We start from the raw sequence: 25,025 nt of genomic DNA on the forward strand, positions 1-25,025 counted from the left end.
TCACCCGCCCATCTGCCTGAGCACGGCGGCGAGGCCGGCCTGGTCGACACCCGCCAGCGGGAAGTCGGACGGGGTCACCCCGCGGGCTCCCGACTGGCAGTGTTCGACCAGCTCGCGCAGCACGTCGACGTACCGAGTCGCGAGCCGTTCGACCGTCGTCCGCCGGTGCACTCCGATGCCGAAGTACCACTCGACGAGCAGGCGTCCGTCCGAGGTCTGCTCGGCCTCGATCTGCAGCAGGTGCGATCTCGTCCCCTGTTCGTTCTCCGTCGGACCGCACAGATCTGCCGACAGTTCTCGCCGGATCAACCCGACCGCGTCGTCGCCCACGGCGTCGAAGGCACCCAGATAGTTGAACAAAACGGGCCGTTCGGGTGCGTCGACCAAACGTGCGTCACGTACCAGGTAGCGGAGAATCCCGTATCCGACGCCCCTGCGCGGTACGGCCCGCAACTGTTCCTTGACCGCTTTGATCAGCTCGCCGCTGTCGTCGAGGCGATCGTGACGCAGGCGGACCGGGAAAATGGACGTGAACCACCCGACGGTGCGGGACAGGTCCACACCGTCGCCGATCGCCTCACGGCCGTGGCTCTCGAGGTCGATCGTGACGTCCCCGCTGCCGGCCCACTCGCCCAGGGTTCTGAGCAGGGCGGCCAGCAGGAGGTCGTTGATCTGGGTGCGATAGGCCTGGTGGGCCTCACCCAGCAGCACCTCGGTCGACTTCGCGTCGAGCCAGGTGCGGACGGTGTCGGCCGACGCCTCCGTGTTGGCGCCGTGGCCGTCGACGGGCAACGCGGTGACCCGTTCGACCTGCGCGGCCCAGTGATCGCGCTCGGCATCGGGGTCGTCGTTGTGCAGCACCTCGGCCCACTGCCGGAACGAGGTCGTCTTCGGCCCCAACGCCTCCGGTCCTGCCCGGTAGGCGGTGTCGAGGTCCTCCAGGAGGACGTTCCACGCCACGCCGTCCATGACGAGGTGGTGCGCGGTGAGTCCCAGCCAGGCCGGTGCGGTCCCGCGGTCGAAGTAGAGCGCGGCGAGGAGCGGACCGTCCGCCAGGCGCAACGACATCTGCGCCTCGGTCATCCGCGCGACGACCTCGTCGTCGTCCTGAGCGGTGAGGACGCGCAGGGCCGGCGTCCGCTCACCGTCGTTGTCCTGCACCCAGGTGTCGCCGTCCTGGCGGAACCTGATGCGCAGGGCGTCGTGGTGGGCGACGACCGCGTCGAGTGCCCGCGCGAGCCTGGCGGGGTCGGTGCCCTGCGCCAGCTCGAACACGCCCGACCAGTTCCAGTGGTCGCGGCCGGGGACGTCCTGCTCGACGAACCAGTGCTGGATCGGCGTGAGCGGGACGGGGCCGGTGACGACACCTTGTTCGGCCAGCACGGCCGTGGGGGTGTCGCGCACGACGGGAGCGAGCTCGGCGATGGTCTGGTGGGCGAACACGTCCGCCACGTCCACACCCAGCCCGGCGGCCCTGGCCCTGGCGACGATCTGCAGGCTCAGGATCGAGTCGCCGCCCAGCTCGAAGAAGTTGTCGTGCACACCAACACGTTCGAGGCCCAGCACCTGCGACCACACGGCCGCCAGCGTGTCCTCGACGGACGTTCGTGGCGCTTCGAAGACCTCGGCCGTCCCGGGCTCGGGGTCCGGCAGGTTCCTCCGGTCGACCTTGCCGTTCGGCGTGAGCGGCAGGCGTTCCAGCGCCACGAAGACCGACGGCACGAGGTGGTCCGGCACGCGCTCGCGCAGCCACGACCGCAGGTCCTTCGCGCTGAACTCGCCCACCACGTACGCGACGAGTCGCTTTCCACCGTGCGGGCCGCCGTCCGCCGCCACCACGACGACCTCGCGCACGTCGGGGTGATCGCCGATGACGACCTCGACCTCACCGGGTTCGACGCGGTGGCCGCGGATCTTGACCTGCTCGTCGACCCGGCCCAGGAACTCGATCGTGCCGTCCGCCCGCCACCGGGCGCGGTCGCCCGTGCGGTACAAGCGGCCGCCAGACGCACCGAACACGTCCGGCACGAACCGTTCCGCGGTCAGGTCAGGCCTGTGCACGTAACCACGTGCCACGCCAGGACCACCGACGAGCAGCTCGCCCGCAACACCGACGGGTGCGGGGCGCATGGCGTCGTCCACGATCACGGCGCGGGCACCGGCGAGCGGCGTGCCGATGGGCACGACGGCTTGGGGGTGGTCGTCGGCGACCTTGTGGAGGATCGAGTCGATGGCCGCCTCGGTCACGCCGAACACGTTGCCCGGCACCGCGTTCGGCGCCACTTCGGCGACCGCGGTGGTGAGGGCGTCGTGGGTCCACAGGTCGGTGCCGGAGATCACCAGGCGCAGGCTCTCCACGGGACCGGCGGTGCGGCAGTGCGCCGCCAGGTCGCGCAGGAGCATGCCCGGCACGATCTCGGCGATCGCCACACCGTCACCGGACAGCGCGCTGTGCAACGACTCCACGGACACGTGCTCGTCGTGCGGCAGGAACACCACACTCTGGCCGAACGCCAACGCACGGGTCATGTCGCCGATCGACACGTCGAAACCCGGGCCGGACATCGACAACACCGCGCCGGGACCACCCACGTCGGCGAGCCCGGCCCGCCATCCCGCGACGTACGAGGACAGCGCGCCGTGCGTCACTGCCACGCCCTTGGGCCTGCCGGTCGATCCCGACGTGTAAGCGATGTACGCCAACGAGTTCGGGTCAACCCTCACCGGAAGGTCGTCGCGGACCGTGTCGTCGAGCACGAGCACTTCGCCGGTGAACCCGGCCAGCTCGCGGGCGAGCTCGACCGTCGTGACCGCGGCGACCGCGCCGGCGTCGGCCAGCAGGAACGCGAGACGTTCGGCCGGCAGGCCCGGGTTGATCGGCACGTACACGCCACCGCTGCGCAGCACGCCCTGGAAGGCGATCGCGAGGTCGATCCCGCGCGGCACCAGCACTGCGACCGGCGACTCCACCGTCACCCCGGCGTGCCGCAGCCGTGCCGCCAACCCCGCCGACCGGGCGTCGAGCTCGGCGAACGTCAGGCGCTCGTCGCCACACCTCGCGGCGATCGCGTCGGTGTGCGCCCAGCCGTGGATCAGCTCGGGCACCGGCAGTTCGGCCGCGGGCGCCGGCGTCTCGCCCTGCTCGACGAGCCGTGCGGCCTGTTCAGGCCGTTGCAACGGCAGGTCGGCGACCGCGAGCTCCGGCTCGTGCGCGACGGCGGTGAGGACGACGACGAGCTGGTCCAGGACGCGTTCGACCGTGGTCGCGTCGAACGCCGCCGTGGAGAACTCGGCCTCGATCTTGAGCGTGGCTTCGAGGTCGACCGCGAACGTGAGCGGGTAGTTGCCCTGCTCGACGGACTCGACGGCGTCGGCCCACTCCTCGCCGGCGTCGCCGGGTGCCTCCTCCTGCGGGTAGTTGCCGAACACGACGATGCTGTCGAACAGGCCGCGCCCGTGCGGCACCGCCGACCACCGCTGCACGTCGACCAGCGGCGTGAACTCGAACCGTTGCAACGCGACCTGGTTGTCCCGCAGCTCGTGCAACCACGCGGCGAACGACGTCCTGCCGGGGATCACGGCCCTCACCGGCAGCGTGTTGATGAACAAGCCGACCATCGACTCCACCCCGGCCAGGTCGGCCGGACGACCCGAGACGGTCAGGCCGAACACCACGTCGTCCTCACCCGACGACGCCGACAACACCTTGGCCCACGCGGCCTGCACGACCGTCGACAAGGTGACGCGTTCGCGCCGCGCCAGCTCGACGAGCCGGGTGGTGACGTCCTCGTCGAGGTGCGTGCGCCGCCGGTCCTGGTCGTGGTGGCTCGCGGCGAGACGGTCCACCGGCAACGCCGTGGGTGCCTCGAACCCGTCGAGGTACATGCGCCAGAATCCCTCGGTGTCAGCGGGATCGCGCCGGCCGAGCCACGAGATGTAGTCGCGGTACGGGCGGGCGTGCGGCAGCGGCTGGCCCTGGTAGGCGACCGACACCTCGTCCATCACCACGGGCAGGCTCCACCCGTCGCACAAACCCTGGTACAGGCCCCAGACGAGCCAGTTCCGCCCGTTGCCGCGATCGACGAGGTGGACGCGGGTCAGGGGCGGCCGGGCGAGGTCGAAGCCGAGAGCGCGGTCGTCCGCGAGCAACTCCTGGAGCCGCAACTGTTGCGCCGCCTCGTCGAGATCCGACCAGTCGTGGGTCGTCAGCGGCATCTCGACGTCGGCCGGCACGATCTGCACGGGTTCGCTGACGCCCTCCCACACGAACCCGCTCCGCAACGCGGGATGCCTGTTGATCACCTGACGCCAGGCACCCGCCAACCGTCCGGCGTCGATCGGACCGGCCAGTTCGTAGACACCCTGGCCCCAGTACAGGCCGTCGACCGGCGAACCCACGACGCCGAACAACATGCCTGACTGCACCGGCGCCAACCGGTACACGTCCACCAGCGGATAGCGCTCCGCGAGCCCGTCGACCTCGTCCTGCGAGAGCGACGCCAACGGGAAGTCCGAGGGCGTGAACCCACCGGCAGTCCGGCAGTGCACGACCAGCTCACGCAACGCCTCGACGTAGCGTTTCGCCACCCGTTGGACGGTCGCGGTGTCGTGGACGTTGGTGGAGTGGAACCACTCGATCGACAACCGGCCGTCGTCGGTCTGCTGCACCTCGATCTGCACCAAGTGCGACCGCGTCCCGCCTTCTCCCTCGCTGGGCCCCGCCAGGTCGGCGTTCAGCTCGCGCCGGATCAGCCCGCCCGAGTCCGCTCCGTCGTGCGCACCCAGGTAGTTGAACAGCACCGGCCGATCCGGCACGCCTGCCAGCTCTCCCCGCAACCACCGCAGCACGCCGTAGCCGACGCCGCGCCGTGGCACCGCGCGAAGTTCTTCCTTCACCGCCTTGACGGCCGCCGCCGGGTCACGCCGACTGGTCAGGCGGACCGGGAAGATCGACGTGAACCACCCGACCGTGCGCGACAGGTCCGCACCCTCACGGCCGTGGCTCTCCAGGTCGATCGTGACGTGATCGCTGCCCGCCCACTCCCCCAACGCCCAGGCCAGCGCCGCCAGCAACAGATCGTTGCCCTTCGTCCGATACGCCTGGTGCGCCTCACCGAGCAGCGCCGCCGTCGTCTCGGCGTCCAGCCACTCCTGGACGATCGCCTCGGACGCGTCGGTGTTCGGCCCGTCGCCGTCAGCCGGAAGCGCGACCACGTCCGCGGTCGCCGCGACCCAGTGCTCACGCTCGCCGCTCGCGTCGTCGTGCTGCAGCTGCCGCGCCCACTGCTGGAACGACGTCGTCTTCGGCCCGAGCTCCCCGCCGTGGTAGACGGTGTCGAGGTCCTCCAGCAACACGTTCCACGACACCCCGTCCATCACCAGGTGATGCACGGTGAGGCCCAGCCACGCTGGCTGATCGCCGCGGTCGAAGTAGACGGCCGCCAGAAGCGGACCAACGTTCAGCCGCAACGACTTCTGCGCCGCCGTCATCTCCGCGACGACGTCCGCGCCTTCGGCGACCCGCAGGAACCCGCCGCTCTTGATCGGCACGTGGTACTGACCGTTGGCGTCGAGCCGGATCCTCAGTGCGTCGTGGTGCGCCACCACAGCATCGAGTGCCAAGCTCAAGCGGTCCGGATCGGTGCCGGGTGCCAGCTCGAACACACCCGACCAGTTCCAGTGGTCGCGGTCCGGGATGTCCTGGGCCAGGAACCACCGCTGAATCGGCGTCAGCGGAACAGGTCCGGTCACCACACCCTGTTCAGCCAGGGTTGCCGGCGGGGTGTCGCGGACGGCTCCCGCCAGCTCGGCAACGGTCTGGTGGGCGAACACATCGGCCACGTCGATGCCGAGGCCGGCCGCGCGGGCCCGTGCCACGATCTGCAGGCTCAGGATCGAGTCGCCGCCCAGCTCGAAGAAGTTGTCGTGCACACCAACGCGTTCGACGCCGAGCACACCGCTCCACACCGCGGCCAGCGTCTCCTCGACAGCGGTCCGTGGCGCGACATACGTCTTGACGGCCGTCTCGGGCGCCGGGTCGGGCAGTCCTCGACGGTCGACCTTGCCGTTCGGCGTCAGCGGAAGTCGTTCCAGCGCAACGAACACCGACGGCACCAAGTAGTCCGGCACGCGCTCGCGCAACCAGTCCCGCAACACCTTCGCACTGAACTCGCCGACTACGTACGCGACGAGTCTCTTGCCACCGTGTGGACCACCATCCCGCGCCACCACAACGACATCACGCACATCCGGGTGATCACCGAGGACCACCTCGACCTCACCCGGCTCGACCCGGTAACCGCGGATCTTCACCTGCTCGTCCACCCGGCCCAGGAACTCGATGGTCCCGTCCGCCCGCCACCGCGCGCGGTCGCCCGTGCGGTACAGGCGGCTGCCGGCCGCGCCGAACACGTCCGGCACGAACCGCTCGGCCGTGAGATCCGGCCGACCCACGTAACCCTGGGCCACACCGGCACCACCGACCAGCAGCTCACCCGGCACACCGACCGGCACCGGCCGCAACGACCCGTCCACCACGAACGCCCGCGCACCCGCGAGCGGTGTGCCGATGGGCACCACGGCCGCGGGATGGTCGTCGGTGACCTCGTGGAAGATCGAGTCGATCGCCGCCTCGGTCACCCCGAACACGTTGCCCGGCAACGCGTTCGGCGCCACCTCGGCAACCGCGGTGGTGAGGGCATCGTGGGTCCACAGGTCGGTGCCGGAGATCACCAGGCGCAGACTCTCCACCGGTCCTGCGGTGCGGCAGTGCGCCGCCAGGTCGCGCAGGAGCATGCCCGGCACGATCTCGGCGATCGCCACGTCGTGCGCGGACAGGGTGCGGTGCAGCGACTCGACGGAGACGTGTTCGTCGTGCGGCAGGAACACCACGGTCTGCCCGAACGCCAACGCCCGCGTCATGTCACCGATCGACACGTCGAAACCGGGACCCGACATCGACAGCACCGGGCCGGGGCCACCCAACGCGGCCAGGCCATCGCGCCAACCGGCCACGTAGGACGACAGGGCGGCGTGGGTCACGGCCACTCCCTTGGGGCGGCCGGTTGAGCCGGAGGTGTAGGCGATGTACGCCAACGCGTTCGGATCGGCCGGGGCGAGCACCTCACCGGAGACCACGGAGTCGTCCAGCAGCAACACTTCCCCGGTGAACCCGGCCAACTCGCCGGCCAAGGCCTCCGTCGCAACCGCAGCCACCACACCGGCATCAGCCAGCAGGAACGCGACACGTTCCGCAGGAAGCCCAGGATTGATCGGCACGTAGCCGCCACCGGAGCGCAACACACCCTGGAACGCCACCGCCAACTCCACCCCGCGCGGCACCAGCACCGCCACCGGCGCCTCTGCCGTCACCCCGGCCCGCCGAAGCCGAACGGCCAGCGCGTCAGCCCGGGCACCCAGCTCGGCGAACGAGAGCCGGTCATCGCCGCAGATCACCGCGACTCCGGCGGAAGTCCGCGCCCACCCGTCGATCAGCTCCGGCACCGGCCGCTCGGCCGCGGGCGAGGCCGTGGTGCCCCGCTCGACGATCCGCGCGGCCTGTTCCGGGCGCTGCAACGGGATGTCGTCGACCCGCAGGTCCGGCCGCTCGGCCACCGCGGCGAGCACCACCGTCAGCTGGTCGAGGATCCGCTCGACGGTGACCGCGTCGAACGCGGCCGTGGAAAACTCCGCCTCGATCTTGAGCGTGGTCTCCAGGTCGACCGCGAAGGTGAGCGGGTAGTTGCCCTGCTCGACGGACTCGACGGCCTGCACCCCGCCCAGGTCTTCCGGCAACTCCTCCTGCGGGAAGTTGCCGAACACCACGATGCTGTCGAACAACGCCCGACCGTGCGGAACGGACGACCACCGCTGCACATCCACCAACGGCGTGTACTCGAACCGTTGTACCGCAACCTGATTGTCCCGCAGATCGTGCAACCAAGACGTGAACGGCACGTCCGCGGGCACCACGGCACGGATCGGCAAGGTGTTGATGAACAAGCCGACCATCGACTCCACGCCGGCCAACTCGGCCGGACGACCCGAAACGGTCAGGCCGAACACGATGTCGTCCTCAGCCGACGACGCCGACAGGACCTTCGCCCACGCCGCCTGCACCACCGTCGACAACGTCACACGCTCACGCCGCGCCAACTCCACCAACCCGGTGGTGACGTCCTCACTCAGCTGAGTACGCCGCCGATCCTGGTCGTAGTGGCTCGCCGCCAACCGATCCACCGGCAACGCCGTAGGCGCCTCGAACCCGGCGAGATACTCGCGCCAGAAGCCTTCCGGCTCGGCCGGGTCACGACCGTCCAGCCACGCGATGAAGTCCCGGTAGGGGCGCGTGGGTTCGAGAGCGTTGCCCTGATAGGCGGCGGTCACCTCGTCCATGACGACGGGCAGACTCCACCCGTCGCACAAACCCTGGTACAGCCCCCACACCAGCCAAAGCCGGCCCTCGCCGCGATCCACCAGGAACAACCTCATCAACGGCGGCGACGCCAGATCGAAGCCCAGCGCCCGGTCGGAATCCAGCAGCTCCCGCAGCCGCACCTGCTGGGCACCGTCGTCGAGCTGCGACCAGTCCCGCTGCTCAAGCTGCACGTCGACATCGGAGAGCACGACCTGCACCGGCTCGGTCACGCCCTCCCACACGAATCCGCTGCGCAGGGACGCGTGCCGTGTGATCACCTGACGCCACGCCGCCGCGAACCGCTCCACGTCGACCGGGCCCGCCAGCTCGTAGACGCTCTGGCCCCAATACAGGCCGTCGACCGGCGAACCCACGACCCCGAACAACATGCCCGACTGCACCGGCGCCAACCGATACACGTCCACCAGCGGATAGCGCTCCGCGAGCCGGTCGATCTCGTGCTGTGTCAACGACGCCAACGGGAAGTCCGACGGCGTGAACCCACGAGCCGTCCGGCAATGCACGACCAGCTCCCGCAACGCCTCCACATACCGCGCCGCAACCCGCTCGACAGTCGCGGTGTCGTGCACGTTCGTGGAGTGGAACCACTCGATCGACAACCGCCCGTCAGCGGTCTGCTGCACCTCGAGTTGCAACAGGTGCGAGCGAGTCCCGCCGCCGCCCTCGCTCGGGCCGGCGAGCTCGCTGTCCAACTCACCACGGATCAACCCACCCGAGTCGACGCCGTCGTACGCACCGAGGTAGTTGAACAGCACCGGCCGATCCGGTGCCTCGGCGAACTCGCCCCGCAACCACCGCAACACGCCGTAGCCCACACCACGACGTGGAACCGCGCGCAGCTCTTCCTTCACCGCCTTGATCGCCGAACCCGGATCAGTGTGACCGCTCAACCGCACCGGGAAGATCGATGTGAACCACCCGACCGTCCGCGACAGATCCGCACCCTCACGACCATGGCTCTCCAAGTCCACGGTCACGTGCTCAGTGCCCGCCCACTCTCCGAGCGTCCGAGCAAGAGCGGTCAGCAGCAGGTCATGTCCCTGCGTCCGGTACGCCCTGTGCGCGTCGCCGAGCAAGGTCGCGGTCGTCTCGGCGTCGAGCCACGACTGCACGATCGCTTCGGATGCATCCGTGTTCGGGCCATCGCCATCAGCCGGCAGTACGACCACATCCGCGGTCACCGCAGCCCAATGCTCACGTTCACCGCTCGCGTCATCATCCTGCAACTGCCGCGCCCACTGCTGGAACGACGTCGTCTTCGGGCCGAGCCCCCCGCCGTGATAGACGACGTCGAGGTCCTCCAACAAAACGTTCCACGAAACCCCGTCCATCACCAGGTGATGCACGGTCAAACCCAGCCACGCAGGCTCAGAACCGCGGTCGAAGAAGACAGCCGCCAGGAGCGGACCATCAGCCAACCGCAACGACTTCTGCGCCGCCGTCATCTCCGCAACGACATCCGCCGTCTCGACAACGCGCAGGAAACCACCGCCCTCGACCGGCGCGTTGTACTGCCCGTCCAAGTCGAACCGAATCCGCAGCGCATCGTGATGCGCCACCACAACATCGAGCGCCAGGCTCAAGCGGTCCGGATCGATGCCGGGCGCCAACTCGAACACACCCGACCAGTTCCAGTGATCCCGGTTCGGCAAGTCCTGCGCCAGGAACCACCGCTGAATCGGCGTCAACGGCACCGGACCGGTCACCACACCCTGCTCCGCCACCGACACCACAGGGAGGTCAGGAGCAGCGAGAGCAAGTTCGGCGATCGTCTGGTGGGCGAACACGTCCGCCACCCCGATACCCAGACCGGCGGCGCGCACGCGCGCCACGATCTGCAGGCTCAGGATCGAATCGCCACCCAGCTCGAAGAAGTTGTCGTGCACACCAACGCGCTCAGCACCCAGCACGTCGCCCCACACCGCGGCCAGCACCTCCTCGACCGCGGTGCGCGGCGCGACGTACGCCTCACCGACCTCAGCCTCCGGGTCGGGCAGACCTCGTCGATCGACCTTGCCGTTCGGAGTGAGCGGCAACCGATCAATGGCCACGAACACCGACGGCACCAGGTAGTCCGGCACGCGTTCGCGCAGCCACGACCGGACGACCTTCGCGCTGAACTCGCCTACCACGTATGCGACCAGGCGCTTACCGCCGTGTGGTCCACCATCCCGCGCCACCACAACGACATCGCGCACGTCGGGGTGATCGCCGAGAACGACCTCGACCTCACCGGGTTCGACGCGGTAACCACGGATCTTGACCTGCTCGTCGACGCGACCCAGGAACTCGATCGTCCCGTCCGCACGCCAGCGAGCACGGTCACCAGTGCGATAAAGACGCCGACCTGAGCCGGAGAACACGTCGGGGACGAACCGCTCGGCGGTCAGGTCCGGCCGGCCCACATATCCCTGGGCCACCCCGGCACCGCCGACCAGCAACTCACCCGGCACACCCACCGGCACCGGACGCAGTGACCCGTCCACCACAAAAGCCTGCGCACCGGCCAAAGGAGTACCGACCGGCACCACCGCCGCGGGGTGGTCGTCGGAGACGGCGTGGAAGATCGAGTCGATCGCCGCCTCGGTCACTCCGAACACGTTGCCCGCCAACGCATTCGGCGCCACCTCCGCCACCGCCGCGGTCAACGCCTCATGCGTCCACAGGTCCGTACCCGAGATCACCAACCGCAAGCTCTCCACGGGACCGGCGGTACGGCAGTACGCCGCCAAGTCACGCAGGAGCATGCCCGGCACGATCTCCGCGACCTCGACCTCGTTGTCCACCAAGGTCTTGTGCAGCGACTCCACGGTCACGTGCTCGTCGTGCGGCAAGAACACCACACGTTGCCCGAACGCCAGAGCCCGAGTCATGTCACCGATCGACACGTCGAAACCGGGACCGGACATCGACAACACGGTGCCCGGACCGCCCAACGCGCGCAGCCCGTCACGCCACCCCGCCACGTAGGACGACAGCGCGGCATGGGTCACCGCCACGCCCTTCGGCCGCCCGGTCGAGCCCGACGTGTAAGCGATGTACGCCAACGCTTCGCGGCTGACGGGGCGGGCGGGGCGGGCGCCGGTCGCGGTGACGTCGTCCAGCACCACCACCTCGCCGTCGAACCCGGCCAGCTCACCCGCCAGAGCCGACGTCGTGACCACGGCGACCGCACCGGCATCGGCCAGCAGGAACGCCACACGCTCGGCGGGCAGGCCGGGGTTGATCGGCACGTACACGCCACCGCTGCGCAACACACCCAGGAACGCCACCGCCAACTCGACCCCGCGCGGCACCAGCACCGCCACCGGCGACTCCACCGTCACACCGGCCTGCTGGAGTCGTGCCGCCAGCGCGTCGGCCCGAGCGCCCAACTGGGCGAACGTGAGGCTGTCCGAGCCGCACACCGCCGCCACGGTGTCCGGGGTGGCGTGCGCCCAGCTGTCGACCAGTTCGGGAACAGGCTGTTCGGCGGCGGGTTCCGGCGTCCTCCCCCACGTCACCAGCTCCGCGGCCTGCTCGGGCCGCTGCAAGGGCACGTCACCGACCGCGAGACCAGGTCGCTCGGCGACCGCGGTCAGCACCACCACGAGCTGATCGAGAATCCGCTCGACCGTCATCGCGTCGAACGCGGCGGTCGAGAACTCCGCCTCGATCTTGAGCGTGGTCTCCAGGTCGACCGCGAAGGTGAGCGGGTAGTTGCCCTGCTCGACGGACTCGACGGCCTGCACCCCGCCCAGGTCTTCCGGCAACTCCTCCTGCGGGAAGTTGCCGAACACCACGATGCTGTCGAACAACGCCCGACCGTGCGGAACGGACGACCACCGCTGCACATCCACCAACGGCGTGTACTCGAACCGTTGTACCGCAACCTGATCGTCCCGCAGATCACGCAACCACGCGGCGAACGGCGTCTCGACCGGTACCGCCGCCCGCACGGGCAGCGTGTTGATGAACAACCCGACCATCGACTCCACGCCGGCCAACTCAGCCGGCCGACCCGACACCGTCAGGCCGAACACGACGTCGTCCTCACCCGACGACGCCGACAGGACCTTCGCCCACGCCGCCTGCACCACCGTCGACAACGTCACACGCTCACGCCGCGCCAACTCCACCAACCCAGCGGTGACGTCCTCACTCAGCTGAGTACGCCGCCGATCCTGGTCGTAATGGCTCGCCGCCAACCGATCCACCGGCAACGCCGTAGGCGCCTCGAACCCGGCGAGATACTCGCGCCAAAAACCTTCGGTGTCAGCGGGATCGCGCTGACCAAGCCACGCGATGAAGTCGCGGTACGGACGCACGGGCGGCAGGGAATGCCGTTGGTAGGCGGCCGACACCTCGTCCATGACGACAGGCAGACTCCACCCGTCGCACAAACCCTGGTACAGCGCCCAAACCAGCCAGTTGCGCCCGTCTCCGCGGTCGACCAGGTACAACCGCATCAACGGCGGCGCCGCCAGATCGAAGCCCAGCGCCCGGTCGGAATCCAGCAGCTCCTGCAGCCGAGCCTGCTGGGCACCGTCGTCGAGCTGAGACCAGTCCCGCTGTTCAAGTTGCACGTCGACATCGGAGAGCACGACCTGCACCGGCTCGGTCACGCCCTCCCACACGAACCCGCTGCGCAGGGACGCGTGCCGTGTGATCACCTGACGCCACGCCGCCGCCAGCCTGTCCACGTCGATCGGGCCGGCCAGGTCGTAGACACCCTGCGCCCAGTAGAGCCCGTCGACCGGCGAACCCACGACACCGAACAACATCCCCGACTGCACCGGCGCCAACCGGTACACGTCCACCAACGGGTAACGCTCCGCGAGCCCGTCAACCTCACCCTGGCTCAGCGTCGCCAGAGGGAAGTCCGACGGCGTGAACCCACCAGCCGTCCGGCAATGCACGACCAACTCACGCAACGCCTCCACATACCGCGCCGCAACCCGTTCAACAGTCGCGCTGTCGTGCACGTTCGTGGAGTGGAACCACTCGATCGACAACCGCCCGTCAGCACTCTGCTGCACCTCGAGTTGCAACAGGTGCGAGCGAGTCCCGCCGCCACCCTCGCTCGGCCCCGCCAGTTCCGCGGGAAGCTCACGGCGGATCAGCCCGTGCGAGCCGACCGCGTCGAACGCACCCAGGTAGTTGAACAACACCGGCCGGGACGGTGCTTCGACCTGCAGGACCCCGTAGCCGATCCCGAGGCGCGGCACCGACCGCAGCTGCTCCTTCACCGCCTTGATCGCCGAACCCGGATCAGCGTGACCGCTCAACCGCACCGGGAAGATCGACGTGAACCACCCGACCGTCCGCGACAGATCCGCACCCTCACGACCATGGCTCTCCAAGTCCACGGTCACGTGCTCGCTGCCGGCCCACTCGCCCAGCGCCTGGGCGAGTGCGGTCAGCAGCAGGTCATGACCCTGCGTCCGGTACGCCCTGTGCGCCTCACCGAGCAACGCCGTCGTCGTCTCGGCGTCGAGCCACGACTGCACGACCGCACCGGACTCCTCGGTGTTCGGACCGTTGCCGTCCACCGGCACGGCCGTGACGTCCGCGGTGACAGCGGTCCAGTGGTCGCGCTCGTCCTCGGCGTCGAGGGTCTGGAGCTGCTCGGCCCACGCCTTGAACGAGGTCGTCTTCGGCCCGAGCTGCCCGCCTTGGTAGACGGTGTCGAGGTCTTCCAGCAACACGTTCCACGACACGCCGTCCATCACCAGGTGATGCACGGTCAAACCCAGCCACGCAGGCTCAGAGCCACGATCGAAGAACACCGCCGCCAGGAGCGGACCGTCCGCCAGCCGCAACGACTTCTGCGCCGCCGTCATCTCCGCAACGACATCCGCCGCCTCGACAACGCGCAGGAAACCACCGCCCTCGACCGGCGCGTTGTACTGCCCGTCCAAGTCGAACCGAATCCGCAGCGCATCGTGATGCGCCACCACAGCATCGAGCGCCAGGCTCAAGCGATCAGGATCGGCGCCGGGCGCCAACTCGAACATCCCCGACCAGTTCCAGTGGTCGCGGTCCCGAATGTCCTGCGCCAGGAACCATCGCTGAATCGGCGTCAGCGGAACAGGTCCCGTCACCACGCCCTGCTCCGCCACCGAGACCGCATGGGTGTCGCGCACGGCGAGCGCGAGCTCGGCGATGGTCTGGTGGGCGAACACGTCCGCCACGTCGATGCCGAGTCCAGCGGCACGAGCCCGAGCCACGATCTGGAGGCTCAGGATCGAATCGCCACCCAGCTCGAAGAAGTTGTCGTGCACACCAACACGGTCAACGCCCAGCACACCACTCCACACCGCGGCGAGGGTCTCCTCCGCCACGGTCCGGGGCGCGACGTACGCGCCGATGATCACCTCGGGCTCGGGGTCGGGCAGACCCCGGCGGTCGACCTTGCCGTTCGGGGTGAGCGGCAGCCGTTCCAGTGCCACGAACACCGACGGAACGAGGTAGTCCGGCACCCGCGAGCGCAACCAGTCCCGCAACACCTTCGCGCTGAACTCGCCCACTACGTAGGCGACGAGCCGCTTGCCACCGTGCGGACCGCCATCCCGCGCCACCACAACGACATCACGCACATCCGGGTGATCACCGAGAACCACCTCGACCTCACCCGGCTCGACCCGATAACCCCGGATCTTCACCTGCTCATCGACACGACCCAAGAACTCGATCGTCCCGTCCGCCCGCCACCGCGCCCGGTCACCCGTGCGGTACAACCGACCACCAGCCGCACCGAACACATCCGGCACGAACCGTTCCGCGGTCAAATCCGGCCGCCCCACATACCCCTGAGCCACACCCGGACCACCGACCAGCAACTCACCCGGCACGCCAACCGGCACCGGCCGCAACGCCCCGTCCACCACAAAAGCCCGAGCACCGGCCAAAGGCGTACCGATCGGCACCACCGCCGACGGATGATCCTCACCGACGGGGTGGAAGATCGAGTCGATCGCCGCCTCGGTCACCCCGAACACGTTGCCCGCCACCGCATTCGGCGCCACCTCGGACACCGCGGCAGTCAACGCCTCATGCGTCCACAAGTCGGTACCCGAGATCACCAACCGCAAGCTCTCCACAGGGCCGGCGGTACGGCAGTGTGCCGCCAGATCGCGCAACAACATGCCGGGCACGATCTCCGCGACCTCGACCTCGTGGTCGATCAACGTCCGGTGCAGCGACTCCACGGTCACGTGCTCGTCGTGCGGCAAGAACACCACACGTTGCCCGAACGCCAGGGCCCGAGTCATGTCACCGATCGACACGTCGAAACCCGGGCCGGACATCGACAGGACCGTGCCAGGGCCACCCAACGCGGCCAGGCCGTCACGCCAACCGGCCACGTAGGACGACAGGGCGGCATGAGTCACCGCCACACCCTTCGGCCGCCCGGTCGAACCCGAGGTGTACGCGATGTACGCCAACGCGTTCGGATCGGCCGCGGCGAGCACCTCACCGACTGCCTCGGACAGCGGCACCTCACCGGCGACCACAGACACGTCGTCCAGCAGCAACACTCCGTCGGCCACCAGTACGTCGCCGGCCGCACCCGACAGCTCACCGGCCAAGGCCGCCGTCGTCACCGCGGCCACCACACCGGCATCAGCCAGCAGGAACTCCACCCGCTCAGCAGGCAGCCCTGGGTTGATCGGCACGTACACGCCACCGCTGCGCAACACGCCCAGGAACGCGACTGCCAGCTCGACCCCGCGCGGCACCAGCACGGCGACCGGCGACTCGGCCGTCACCCCGGCCCGCCGCAACCGAACGGCCAGCGCATCGGCCCGAGCACCCAGCTCGGCGAACGTCAACCGCTCGTCGCCGCAGACCACCGCCACGTCGGACGACGCCCACCCCGCGATCAGGTCCGGCACCGGTCGTTCGGCGGAAGGCATCGGCGTGGCACCCAGCGCCACCAGCTCCGCCGCCTGCTCCGGACGCTGCAACGGCACGTCGCGCACCGCCAGGTCCGGCCGCTCGGCCACGGCCGTCAGCACGACCGCGAGCTGGTCGAGAATCCGTTCTACCGTGGCCGCGTCGAACGCCGCCGTCGAGAACTCAGCCTCGACGCGCAGCGTGCGCTCCAGGTCGACGGCGAAGGTCAGGGGGTAGTTGCCCTGCTCGACCGAGTCGGTGGCCCGCAAGCCGCCCAGGTCCTCCGGCAGCTCCTCCTGCGGGTAGTTGCCGAACACCACGATGGAGTCGAACAACGCGCGGCCGTGGGGAACGGCAGACCAGCGCTGCACATCCACCAAAGGTGTGTACTCGAACCGTTGCAGCGCAACCTGGTTGTCCTGCAACTCGTGCAGCCACGACGTGAACGGGGTCTCCGCGGGGACCACAGTCCGAACCGGAAGCGTGTTGATGAACAACCCGACCACGGACTCCACGCCGGCCAGTTCGGCCGGGCGGCCCGACACGGTCAGACCGAACACGACGTCGTCGTCACCTGAGTACGTCGACAGCAACAGTGCCCACGCGGCCTGAACGACCGTCGACAACGTCACGCGCTCGCGGCGGGCCAACTCGACCAGCTCGCCGGTGACGGTCTCGTCCAGCCGCATGCGCCGCCGGTCCTGCTCGTAGTGGCTGCCCGCCAACCGGTCGGCAGGAAGTGGCGTGGGAGCTGCGAACCCGCCCAGGTAGCCGCGCCAGAACCCCTCGGACTCAGCCGGGTCACGCCGGCCCAGCCACGCGATGAAGTCCCGGTAGGACCGCACGGGCTCCAGGGACTGGCCCCGGTAGACGGCGGTCACCTCGTCCATGACGACCGGCAGGCTCCACCCGTCGCACAAACCCTGGTACAGGCCCCACACCAGCCACAACCGGCCCTCGCCGCGATCCACGAGGTACAACCTCATCAACGGCGGCGCCGCCAGATCGAAACCCAACGCGCGATCGGAAGCCAGCAACTCCTGCAGCTGCTCCTGCTGAGCAGCGTCGTCGAGCTGCGACCAGTCCCGCCGCTCGATCGGAACCTCCACGTCCGAGAGCACGACCTGCACCGGTTCGCTGACGCCCTCCCACACGAACCCGCTCCGCAACGCGGCCTGCCGAGCGATCACCTCGCGCCAGGCAGCGGCGAGCCGTCCGGCGTCGATCGGACCGGACAGGTCGTAGACCCCTTGACCCCAGTAGAGCCCGTCGACGGGAGAGCCCACGACCCCGAACAACATCCCCGACTGCACCGGCGCCAACCGGTACACGTCCACCAGCGGATAGCGCTCCACGAGCCGGTCGATCTCGTGCTGTGGCAACGACGCCAACGGGAAGTCCGACGGCGTGAACCCACCAGCCGTCCGGCAATGCACGACCAGCTCCCGCAACGCCTCCGCGTAACGTGCGGCGACGCGCTCGATCGTGCCGGTGTCGTGCAGGTTGTTGCTGAAGTGCCACTCGACCCGCAGACGTCCGTCCGCGTCCTGCTGGGCTTCGACCTGCAGGACGTGCGACCGCGTCCCGCCAGGCCCCTGCATCGGCCCGGCCAGCTCGACCGGGAGCTCGCGGCGGATCACCCCGAGCGAGTCGACGGCGTCGAACGCACCCAGGTAGTTGAACAGCACCGGCCGATCCGGCGCACCGGCCAGCTCGTCTTGCAGCACCCCGAAACCGACACCGCGGCGCGGGATCGCCCGCAGCTCCTCCTTGACCGCCTTGATCGCCCCCGCCGGATCGCCGGAGTGCGTGAGACGCACCGGGAAGATCGACGTGCAGAACCCGACCGTGCGCGACAGGTCGACGCCGTCGGCCACCGCCTCACGGCCGTGGCTCTCCAGGTCCACGGTCACGTGATCGCTCCCCGCCCATTCGCCCAGCGCTTGGGCGAGAGCCGCCAGCAGCAGGTCGTTGGCCTGGGTGCGGTAGGCGCGATGGGCGTCGCCCAGCAGCGCGGCGGTGGTGTCGGCATCGAGCCACGACCGCACGACGCCGGCCGACGTCTCGGTGTTCGGCCCCTCGCGGTCCTGCGGCAGGTCCACGACGTCCGCGGTCTGGGCCAGCCAGATCTCGCGTTCTTCCTCGGCGTCCAGTCCCCGCAGAACGTCCGCCCACTGCTGGAACGACGTCGTCTTCGGCCCGAGCTCTCCACCGCGGTAAACGGTGTCGAGGTCCTCCAACAGAACGTTCCACGACACGCCGTCCATCACCAGGTGATGCACGGTCAAACCCAGCCACGCAGGCTCAGAACCGCGGTCGAAGAAGACAGCCGCTACCAACGGACCATCAGCCAACCGCAACGACTTCTGCGCCGCCGTCATCTCCGCAACGACATCCGCCCCTTCGACAACGCGAAGGAACCCGCCACCATCGACCGGCGCGTTGTACTGCTGTCCCTCGCTGAAGCGGATCCGCAACGCGTCGTGGTGCGCCACAAGGACATCGAGCGCCCGGCTCAGGTGATCGGGATCGGTGCCGGGCGCCAGCTCGAACACGCCCGACCAGTTCCAGTGGTCGCGGTCCGGGATGTCCTGGGCCAGGAACCAGTGCTGAATCGGCGTCAGCGCGACAGGTCCGGCCACCACACCCTGTTCAGCCAGGGTCACCGCTGGGGTGTCGCGAACCACGCCCGCCAGCTCGGCGACTGTCTGGTGGGCGAACACGTCCGCCACGGCGATGTTCAGACCGGTCGCCCGAACGCGGGCGACGATCTGCAGGCTCAGGATCGAGTCGCCACCAAGCTCGAAGAAGTTGTCATGAACGCCAACACGGTCAACCCCCAGCACACCGCTCCACACCGCGGCGAGGGTTTCCTCGGCCGCGTTGCGTGGCGCGACATACGCCTCGACGCTCGTTTCCGGCTCGGGGTCGGGAAGTCCTCGACGGTCGACCTTGCCGTTCGGCGTCAGCGGCAACCGTTCCAGCGCGACGAACACCGACGGCACGAGGTAATCCGGCACCCGCTCGCGCAACCAGTCCCGCAACACCTTCGCACTGAACTCACCCACCACGTACGCGACCAGCCGCTTGCCACCATGCGGTCCACCATCTCGGGCGACCACAACGACATCACGCACGTCCGGGTGATCACCGAGAACGACCTCGACCTCACCGGGCTCGACCCGGTAACCACGGATCTTGACCTGCTCGTCCACCCGGCCCAGGAACTCGATGGTCCCGTCCGCCCGCCACCGGGCGCGGTCGCCCGTGCGGTACAACCGGCCACCGGCCTCACCGAACACGTCCGGCACGAACCGTGCGGCGGTGAGGTCGGGACGCCCCAGGTAGCCCCGCGCCACCCCGGCACCACCGACCAGCAGCTCACCGGGAACACCGACGGGAACCGGCCGCATCGCGGAGTCGACGACAACAGCGCGGGCGCCGGCCAACGGCGTGCCAATGGGCACCACGGCCGCGGGATGATCGTCGGTGACGGAGTGGAAGATCGAGTCGATCGCCGCCTCGGTCACCCCGAACACGTTGCCCGCCAACGCATTCGGCGCGACCTCGGCCACCGCACCGCTCAACGCCTCGTGCGTCCACATGTCGGTGCCGGAGATCACCAGACGCAGGCTCTCCACAGAACCAGCGACACGGCAATGGGCCGCCAGGTCGCGCAGGAGCATGCCCGGCACGATCTCCGCGACCTCGACCTGGTGCCTCACCAGCGTGGCATGCAGCGACTCCACCGAGACGTGCTCGTCGTGCGGCAGGAACACCACCGTCTGCCCGAACGCCAACGCCCGCGTCATATCCCCGATCGACACGTCGAAACCCGGGCCGGACATCGACAGCACGGTGCCCGGACCGCCCAACGCGGCCAAACCGTCGCGCCAGCCGGCCACGTAGGACGACAGGGCGGCATGAGTCACGGCCACGCCCTTGGGACGGCCGGTCGAACCCGAGGTGTACGCGATGTACGCCAACGCACTGCGGTCAACCGGGGCAAGCGACCCGCTCGTGGTGTCGGACGCGTCGTCCACCAGCAGCACGTCGCGAGCCACACCCGACAGCTCACCGGCCAACGCCGCCGTCGTGACCACGGCAACCACACCGGCATCGGCCAGCAGGAACTCCAACCGCTCGGCAGGCAACCCGGGATTGATCGGCACGTAAACGCCACCGGAGCGCAACACACCCTGGAACGCCACCGCCAACTCGATCCCCCGCGGCACCAGCACCGCCACCGGCGACTCCACCGTCACCCCGGCCCGCCGCAACCGAACGGCCAACGCATCAGCCCGAGCATTCAACTCGGCGAACGAGAGCCGCTCGTCACCGCACACCACGGCGGTGTCGTCGCTGTCCGCCCAGCTGTGGATCAGCTCCGGCACGGTCGGCTCGACAGCGGGGATCGGCGTCTCGCCCCACGCCACCAGTTGCGCGGCCTGCTCAGGACGCTGCAACGGAACGTCCACGACGGCCAGCGACGGCCGTTCCGCCACCGCGGTCAGCACGACCACCAGTTGGTCGAGGATCCGCTCGACCGTCGAGGCGTCGAACGCGGCCGTGGAGAACTCCGCCTCGATGCGCAGCCGGCGCTCCAGGTCGACCGCGAAGGTCAGCGGGTAGTTGCCCTGCTCCACCGAATCGACTCCCGCGTAGCCGCCCTGGCCGTCGTCGGGCAGCTCCTGGCTCGGGTAGTTGCCGAACACGACGATGGAGTCGAACAACGCGCGGCCACCCGGAACAGCCGACCAGCGCTGCACGTCGACCAGCGGCGTGTACTCGAACCGTTGCAGCGCAATCTGATTGTCCTGCAACTCGTGCAGCCACGACGTGAACGGCGTGTCGACGGGCACCACGGCCCGCACGGGCAACGTGTTGATGAACAACCCGACCATCGACTCCACGCCGGCCAGGTCGGCCGGGCGGCCCGACACGGTGAGCCCGAACAGCACGTCGTCCTCACCCGACGACGCCGACAACACCTTCGCCCACGCCGCCTGCACCACCGTCGACAACGTCACGCGCTCACGCCGCGCCAACTCCGCCAGCTTGGTCGTGGCGTCCTCGTCCAGCATCGTCCTGCGGCGGTCCTGGGCGTAATGACTCGCCGCCAACCGGTCCACGGGCAACGGTGTGGGCGCCTCGAAGCCGTCCAAAAAGGACCGCCAGAAACCTTCGGACTCGTCCGGGTCACGCCCGTCGAGCCACGCGATGAACTCGCGGTACGGCCGCGCCGGACCGAGAGCCTTGCCTTCGTACGCCGCGAACACCTCGTCCATGACGACCGGCAGGCTCCACCCGTCGCACAAACCCTGGTACAGCCCCCACACCAACCACAACCGGCCCTCACCGCGATCAACGAGGTACAACCTCATCAACGGCGGCGCCGCCAGATCGAAACCCAACGCCCGATCGGAAGCCAGCAACTCCCGCAACCGCACCTGCTGAGCACCGTCGTCAAGCCGAGACCAATCCCGCTGCTCAAGCGGAACCTCCACGTCCGCGAGCACGACCTGCACCGGCTCGCTGACGCCCTCCCACACGAACCCGCTCCGCAACGCGGCGTGCCTGTTGATCACCTGACGCCAGGCGCCGGCCAGCCGGTCCGCGTCGATCGGTCCGGTCAGGTCGTAGACGCTCTGACCCCAGTACAGACCGTCAACCGGAGAGCCGACGACACCGAACAACATGCCAGACTGCACCGGCGCCAACCGGTACACGTCCATCAACTGATAGCGCTCCGCTAGACCGTCAACCTCGCCCTGGCTCAGCGACGCCAACGGGAAGTCCGACGGCGTGAAACCTGAAACGCCGGACCGGCAGTGCGCCACCAGTGCGTGCAACGCCTCGACGTACCGCGCCGCGACCCGTTCGACGGTGGCGGACTCGTGCAGGTTCGTGCTGTGCAGCCAGTCGATCCGCAGCCGGCCGTCGTCCGCGCGGACCACCTCGAGCTGCAGCGGATACGCCCTGGTACCACCGGGTCCCTGCAGCGGACCGGCGAGCTCGGCCGCGAGCTCACGGCGGATCAGGCCAGCCGAGCCGACGGCGTCGAAGGCGCCGAGGTAGTTGAACAGCACGGGCCGATCCGGTGCCTCGGCGAACTCACCCCGCAGCCACCGCAGGACGCCATAGCCCACACCTCGGCGCGGCACCGCCCGCAGCTCTTCCTTCACCGCCTTGATCGCCGAGCCCAGATCGGCGTGACCGCTCAACCGCACCGGGAAGATCGACGTGAACCACCCGACCGTCCGCGACAGGTCCAGGCCCTCGCGGCCGTGGCTCTCGACGTCGATCGTGACGTGGTCGCTGCCCGCCCAGTCCCCCAGGACGTGCGCCAGTGCGGCGAGCAGCAGGTCGTTGGCCTGCGTCCGGTAGGCCTTGTGCGCCTCACCGAACAGGGCGGTCGTGGTGGCGGCGTCCAGCCAGGTGCGCACCACCGCCCCGGAGTCCTCGGTGTTCGGGCCGTCCCCGTCGACCGGCAGCGCGACCACGTCGGCCGTCGCCGCGCTCCAGTGGTCCCGTTCCCCGCCGACCTCCAACTCCTGCAGGTGCGAGGCCCACTGCTGGAACGACACCGTCTTCGGTCCCAACGCCTCCGACCGGTACGCGGTGTCGAGGTCCTCCAGCAACACGTTCCAGGACACGCCGTCCATCACGAGGTGATGCACGGTCAAACCAAGCCACGCAGGCTCGGAACCCCGATCGAAGAACACGGCCGCAACCAGCGGACCATCGGCCAACCGCAACGACTTCTGCGCCGCGGTCATCTCCGCAACGACATCCGCCGCTTCGACAACCCGCAGGAACCCGCCACCCTCAACCGGTGCGTTGTGCTGAGAAACGCCGAAGCGAATCCGCAGTGCGTCGTGGTGCGCCACCACAACATCGAGCGCCTGTCGCAACCGGTTCGGATCGGTGCCGGGCGCCAACTCGAACACACCCGACCAGTTCCAGTGGTCGCGGTCCGGGATGTCCTGCGCCAGGAACCACCGCTGAATCGGCGTCAACGGCACCGGACCGGTGACGACGCCCTGCTCCGCCACCGAGACCACGGGGGTGTCGCGCACGGCGAGCGCGAGCTCGGCGATGGTCTGGTGGGCGAACACGTCCGCCACGTCGACACCCAGACCGGCGGCGCGAACGCGCGCCACGATCTGCAAGCTCAGGATCGAGTCGCCACCCAACTCGAAGAAGTTGTCATGCACCCCAACGCGCTCAACGCCCAACACCCCGCCCCACACCGCCGCGAGCGTCTCCTCGACAGCGGTCCGGGGCGCGACGTACGCCTCACCGACCTCAGCCTCCGGCTCCGGCAGCCCGCGACGGTCGACCTTGCCGTTCGGGGTGAGCGGCAACCGCTCCAGGCCAACGAACACCGACGGCACCAGGAAGTCCGGGACCCGCGAGCGCAACCAGTCCCGCAACACCTTCGCGCTGAATTCACCCACCACGTACGCAACGAGCCGCTTCCCGCCGTGCGGACCGCCATCCCGAGCCACCACAACGACATCACGCACATCCGGGTGATCACCAAGGACCACCTCGACCTCACCCGGCTCGACCCGATAACCACGGATCTTCACCTGCTCGTCCACACGACCCAGGAACTCGATCGTCCCGTCCGCCCGCCACCGCGCCCGGTCACCAGTGCGGTACAACCGACCACCAACCGAACCGAACACATCCGGCACAAACCGCTCAGCCGTGAGATCCGGCCGCCCCACATAACCCTGAGCCACGCCAGGACCACCGACCAGCAGCTCACCGGGCACACCCACCGGCACCGGCCGCATCATGCGGTCGACCACGACGGCTCGCGCACCGGCGAGCGGAGTGCCAATCGGCACCACCGCGGCAGGATGATCCTCACCCACCACGTGGAAGATCGAGTCGATCGCCGCCTCGGTCACCCCGAACACGTTGCCCGCCACCGCATTCGGCGCCACCTCGGACACCGCGACAGTCAACGCCTCATGCGTCCACAGGTCCGTACCCGAGATCACCAACCGCAACGACTTGACCGGACCAGCCTCCCGGCAGTGGGCGGCCAGGTCGCGCAACAGCATGCCCGGCACGATCTCCGCGACCTCGACCTCGTGCTCCACCAAGGTCTCGTGCAACGACTCCACTGTCACGTGCTCGTCGTGCGGCAGGAACACCACTGTCCGCCCAAAAGCCAACGCCCGCGTCATGTCCCCGATCGACACGTCGAAACCGGGACCGGACATCGACAACACCGTGCCCGGACCACCCAGCTCGGCGAGCCCGGCGCGCCACCCCGCCACGTACGACGACAACGCGGCATGCGTCACCGCCACACCCTTCGGCCGCCCGGTCGAGCCCGAGGTGTATGCCACATAGGCCAAAGCCTCGGGATGGATCCGCACCGGCAACGCCCCGAAACCCGGAGAGTCGTCGTCCAGCAGCACCACCCCGGCGAGCCCTGCCAGCTCGCCGGCCAGCGCCGACATCGTGACCGCGGCGACCACACCGGCGTCGGCCAGCAGGAACTCCAGCCGTTCCGCGGGAAGCCCGGGATTGATCGGCACGTACACGCCACCGCTGCGCAACACACCCTGGAAGGCCACCGCCAGCTCGATCCCGCGTGGCACCAGGACCGCGACCCGGGACCCCGGCACCACTCCGGCCCGCTGGAGCCGCCCGGCCAGTGCCTCCGCCCGGAAACCCAGCTCGGCGT

The 25,025-nt window shown here is 69.2% G+C and carries 1 protein-coding gene (running past one end of the window); it reads right to left on the minus strand.

The genetic code is table 11. From position 1 onward, the window contains the following. Positions 1–25,025 carry the 3' portion of a non-ribosomal peptide synthetase gene (locus AOM45_RS14430; RefSeq protein ID WP_059362449.1) on the minus strand. The gene runs 5,833 nt beyond the window's last position, so 25,025 of the gene's 30,858 nt are visible here — the last part of the coding sequence; the start codon falls outside the window, past its right edge; it ends in the stop codon at positions 1–3.

This window comes from Lentzea aerocolonigenes, from assembly GCF_000974445.1.
Classification (GTDB): Bacteria; Actinomycetota; Actinomycetes; order Mycobacteriales; family Pseudonocardiaceae; genus Lentzea; species Lentzea aerocolonigenes.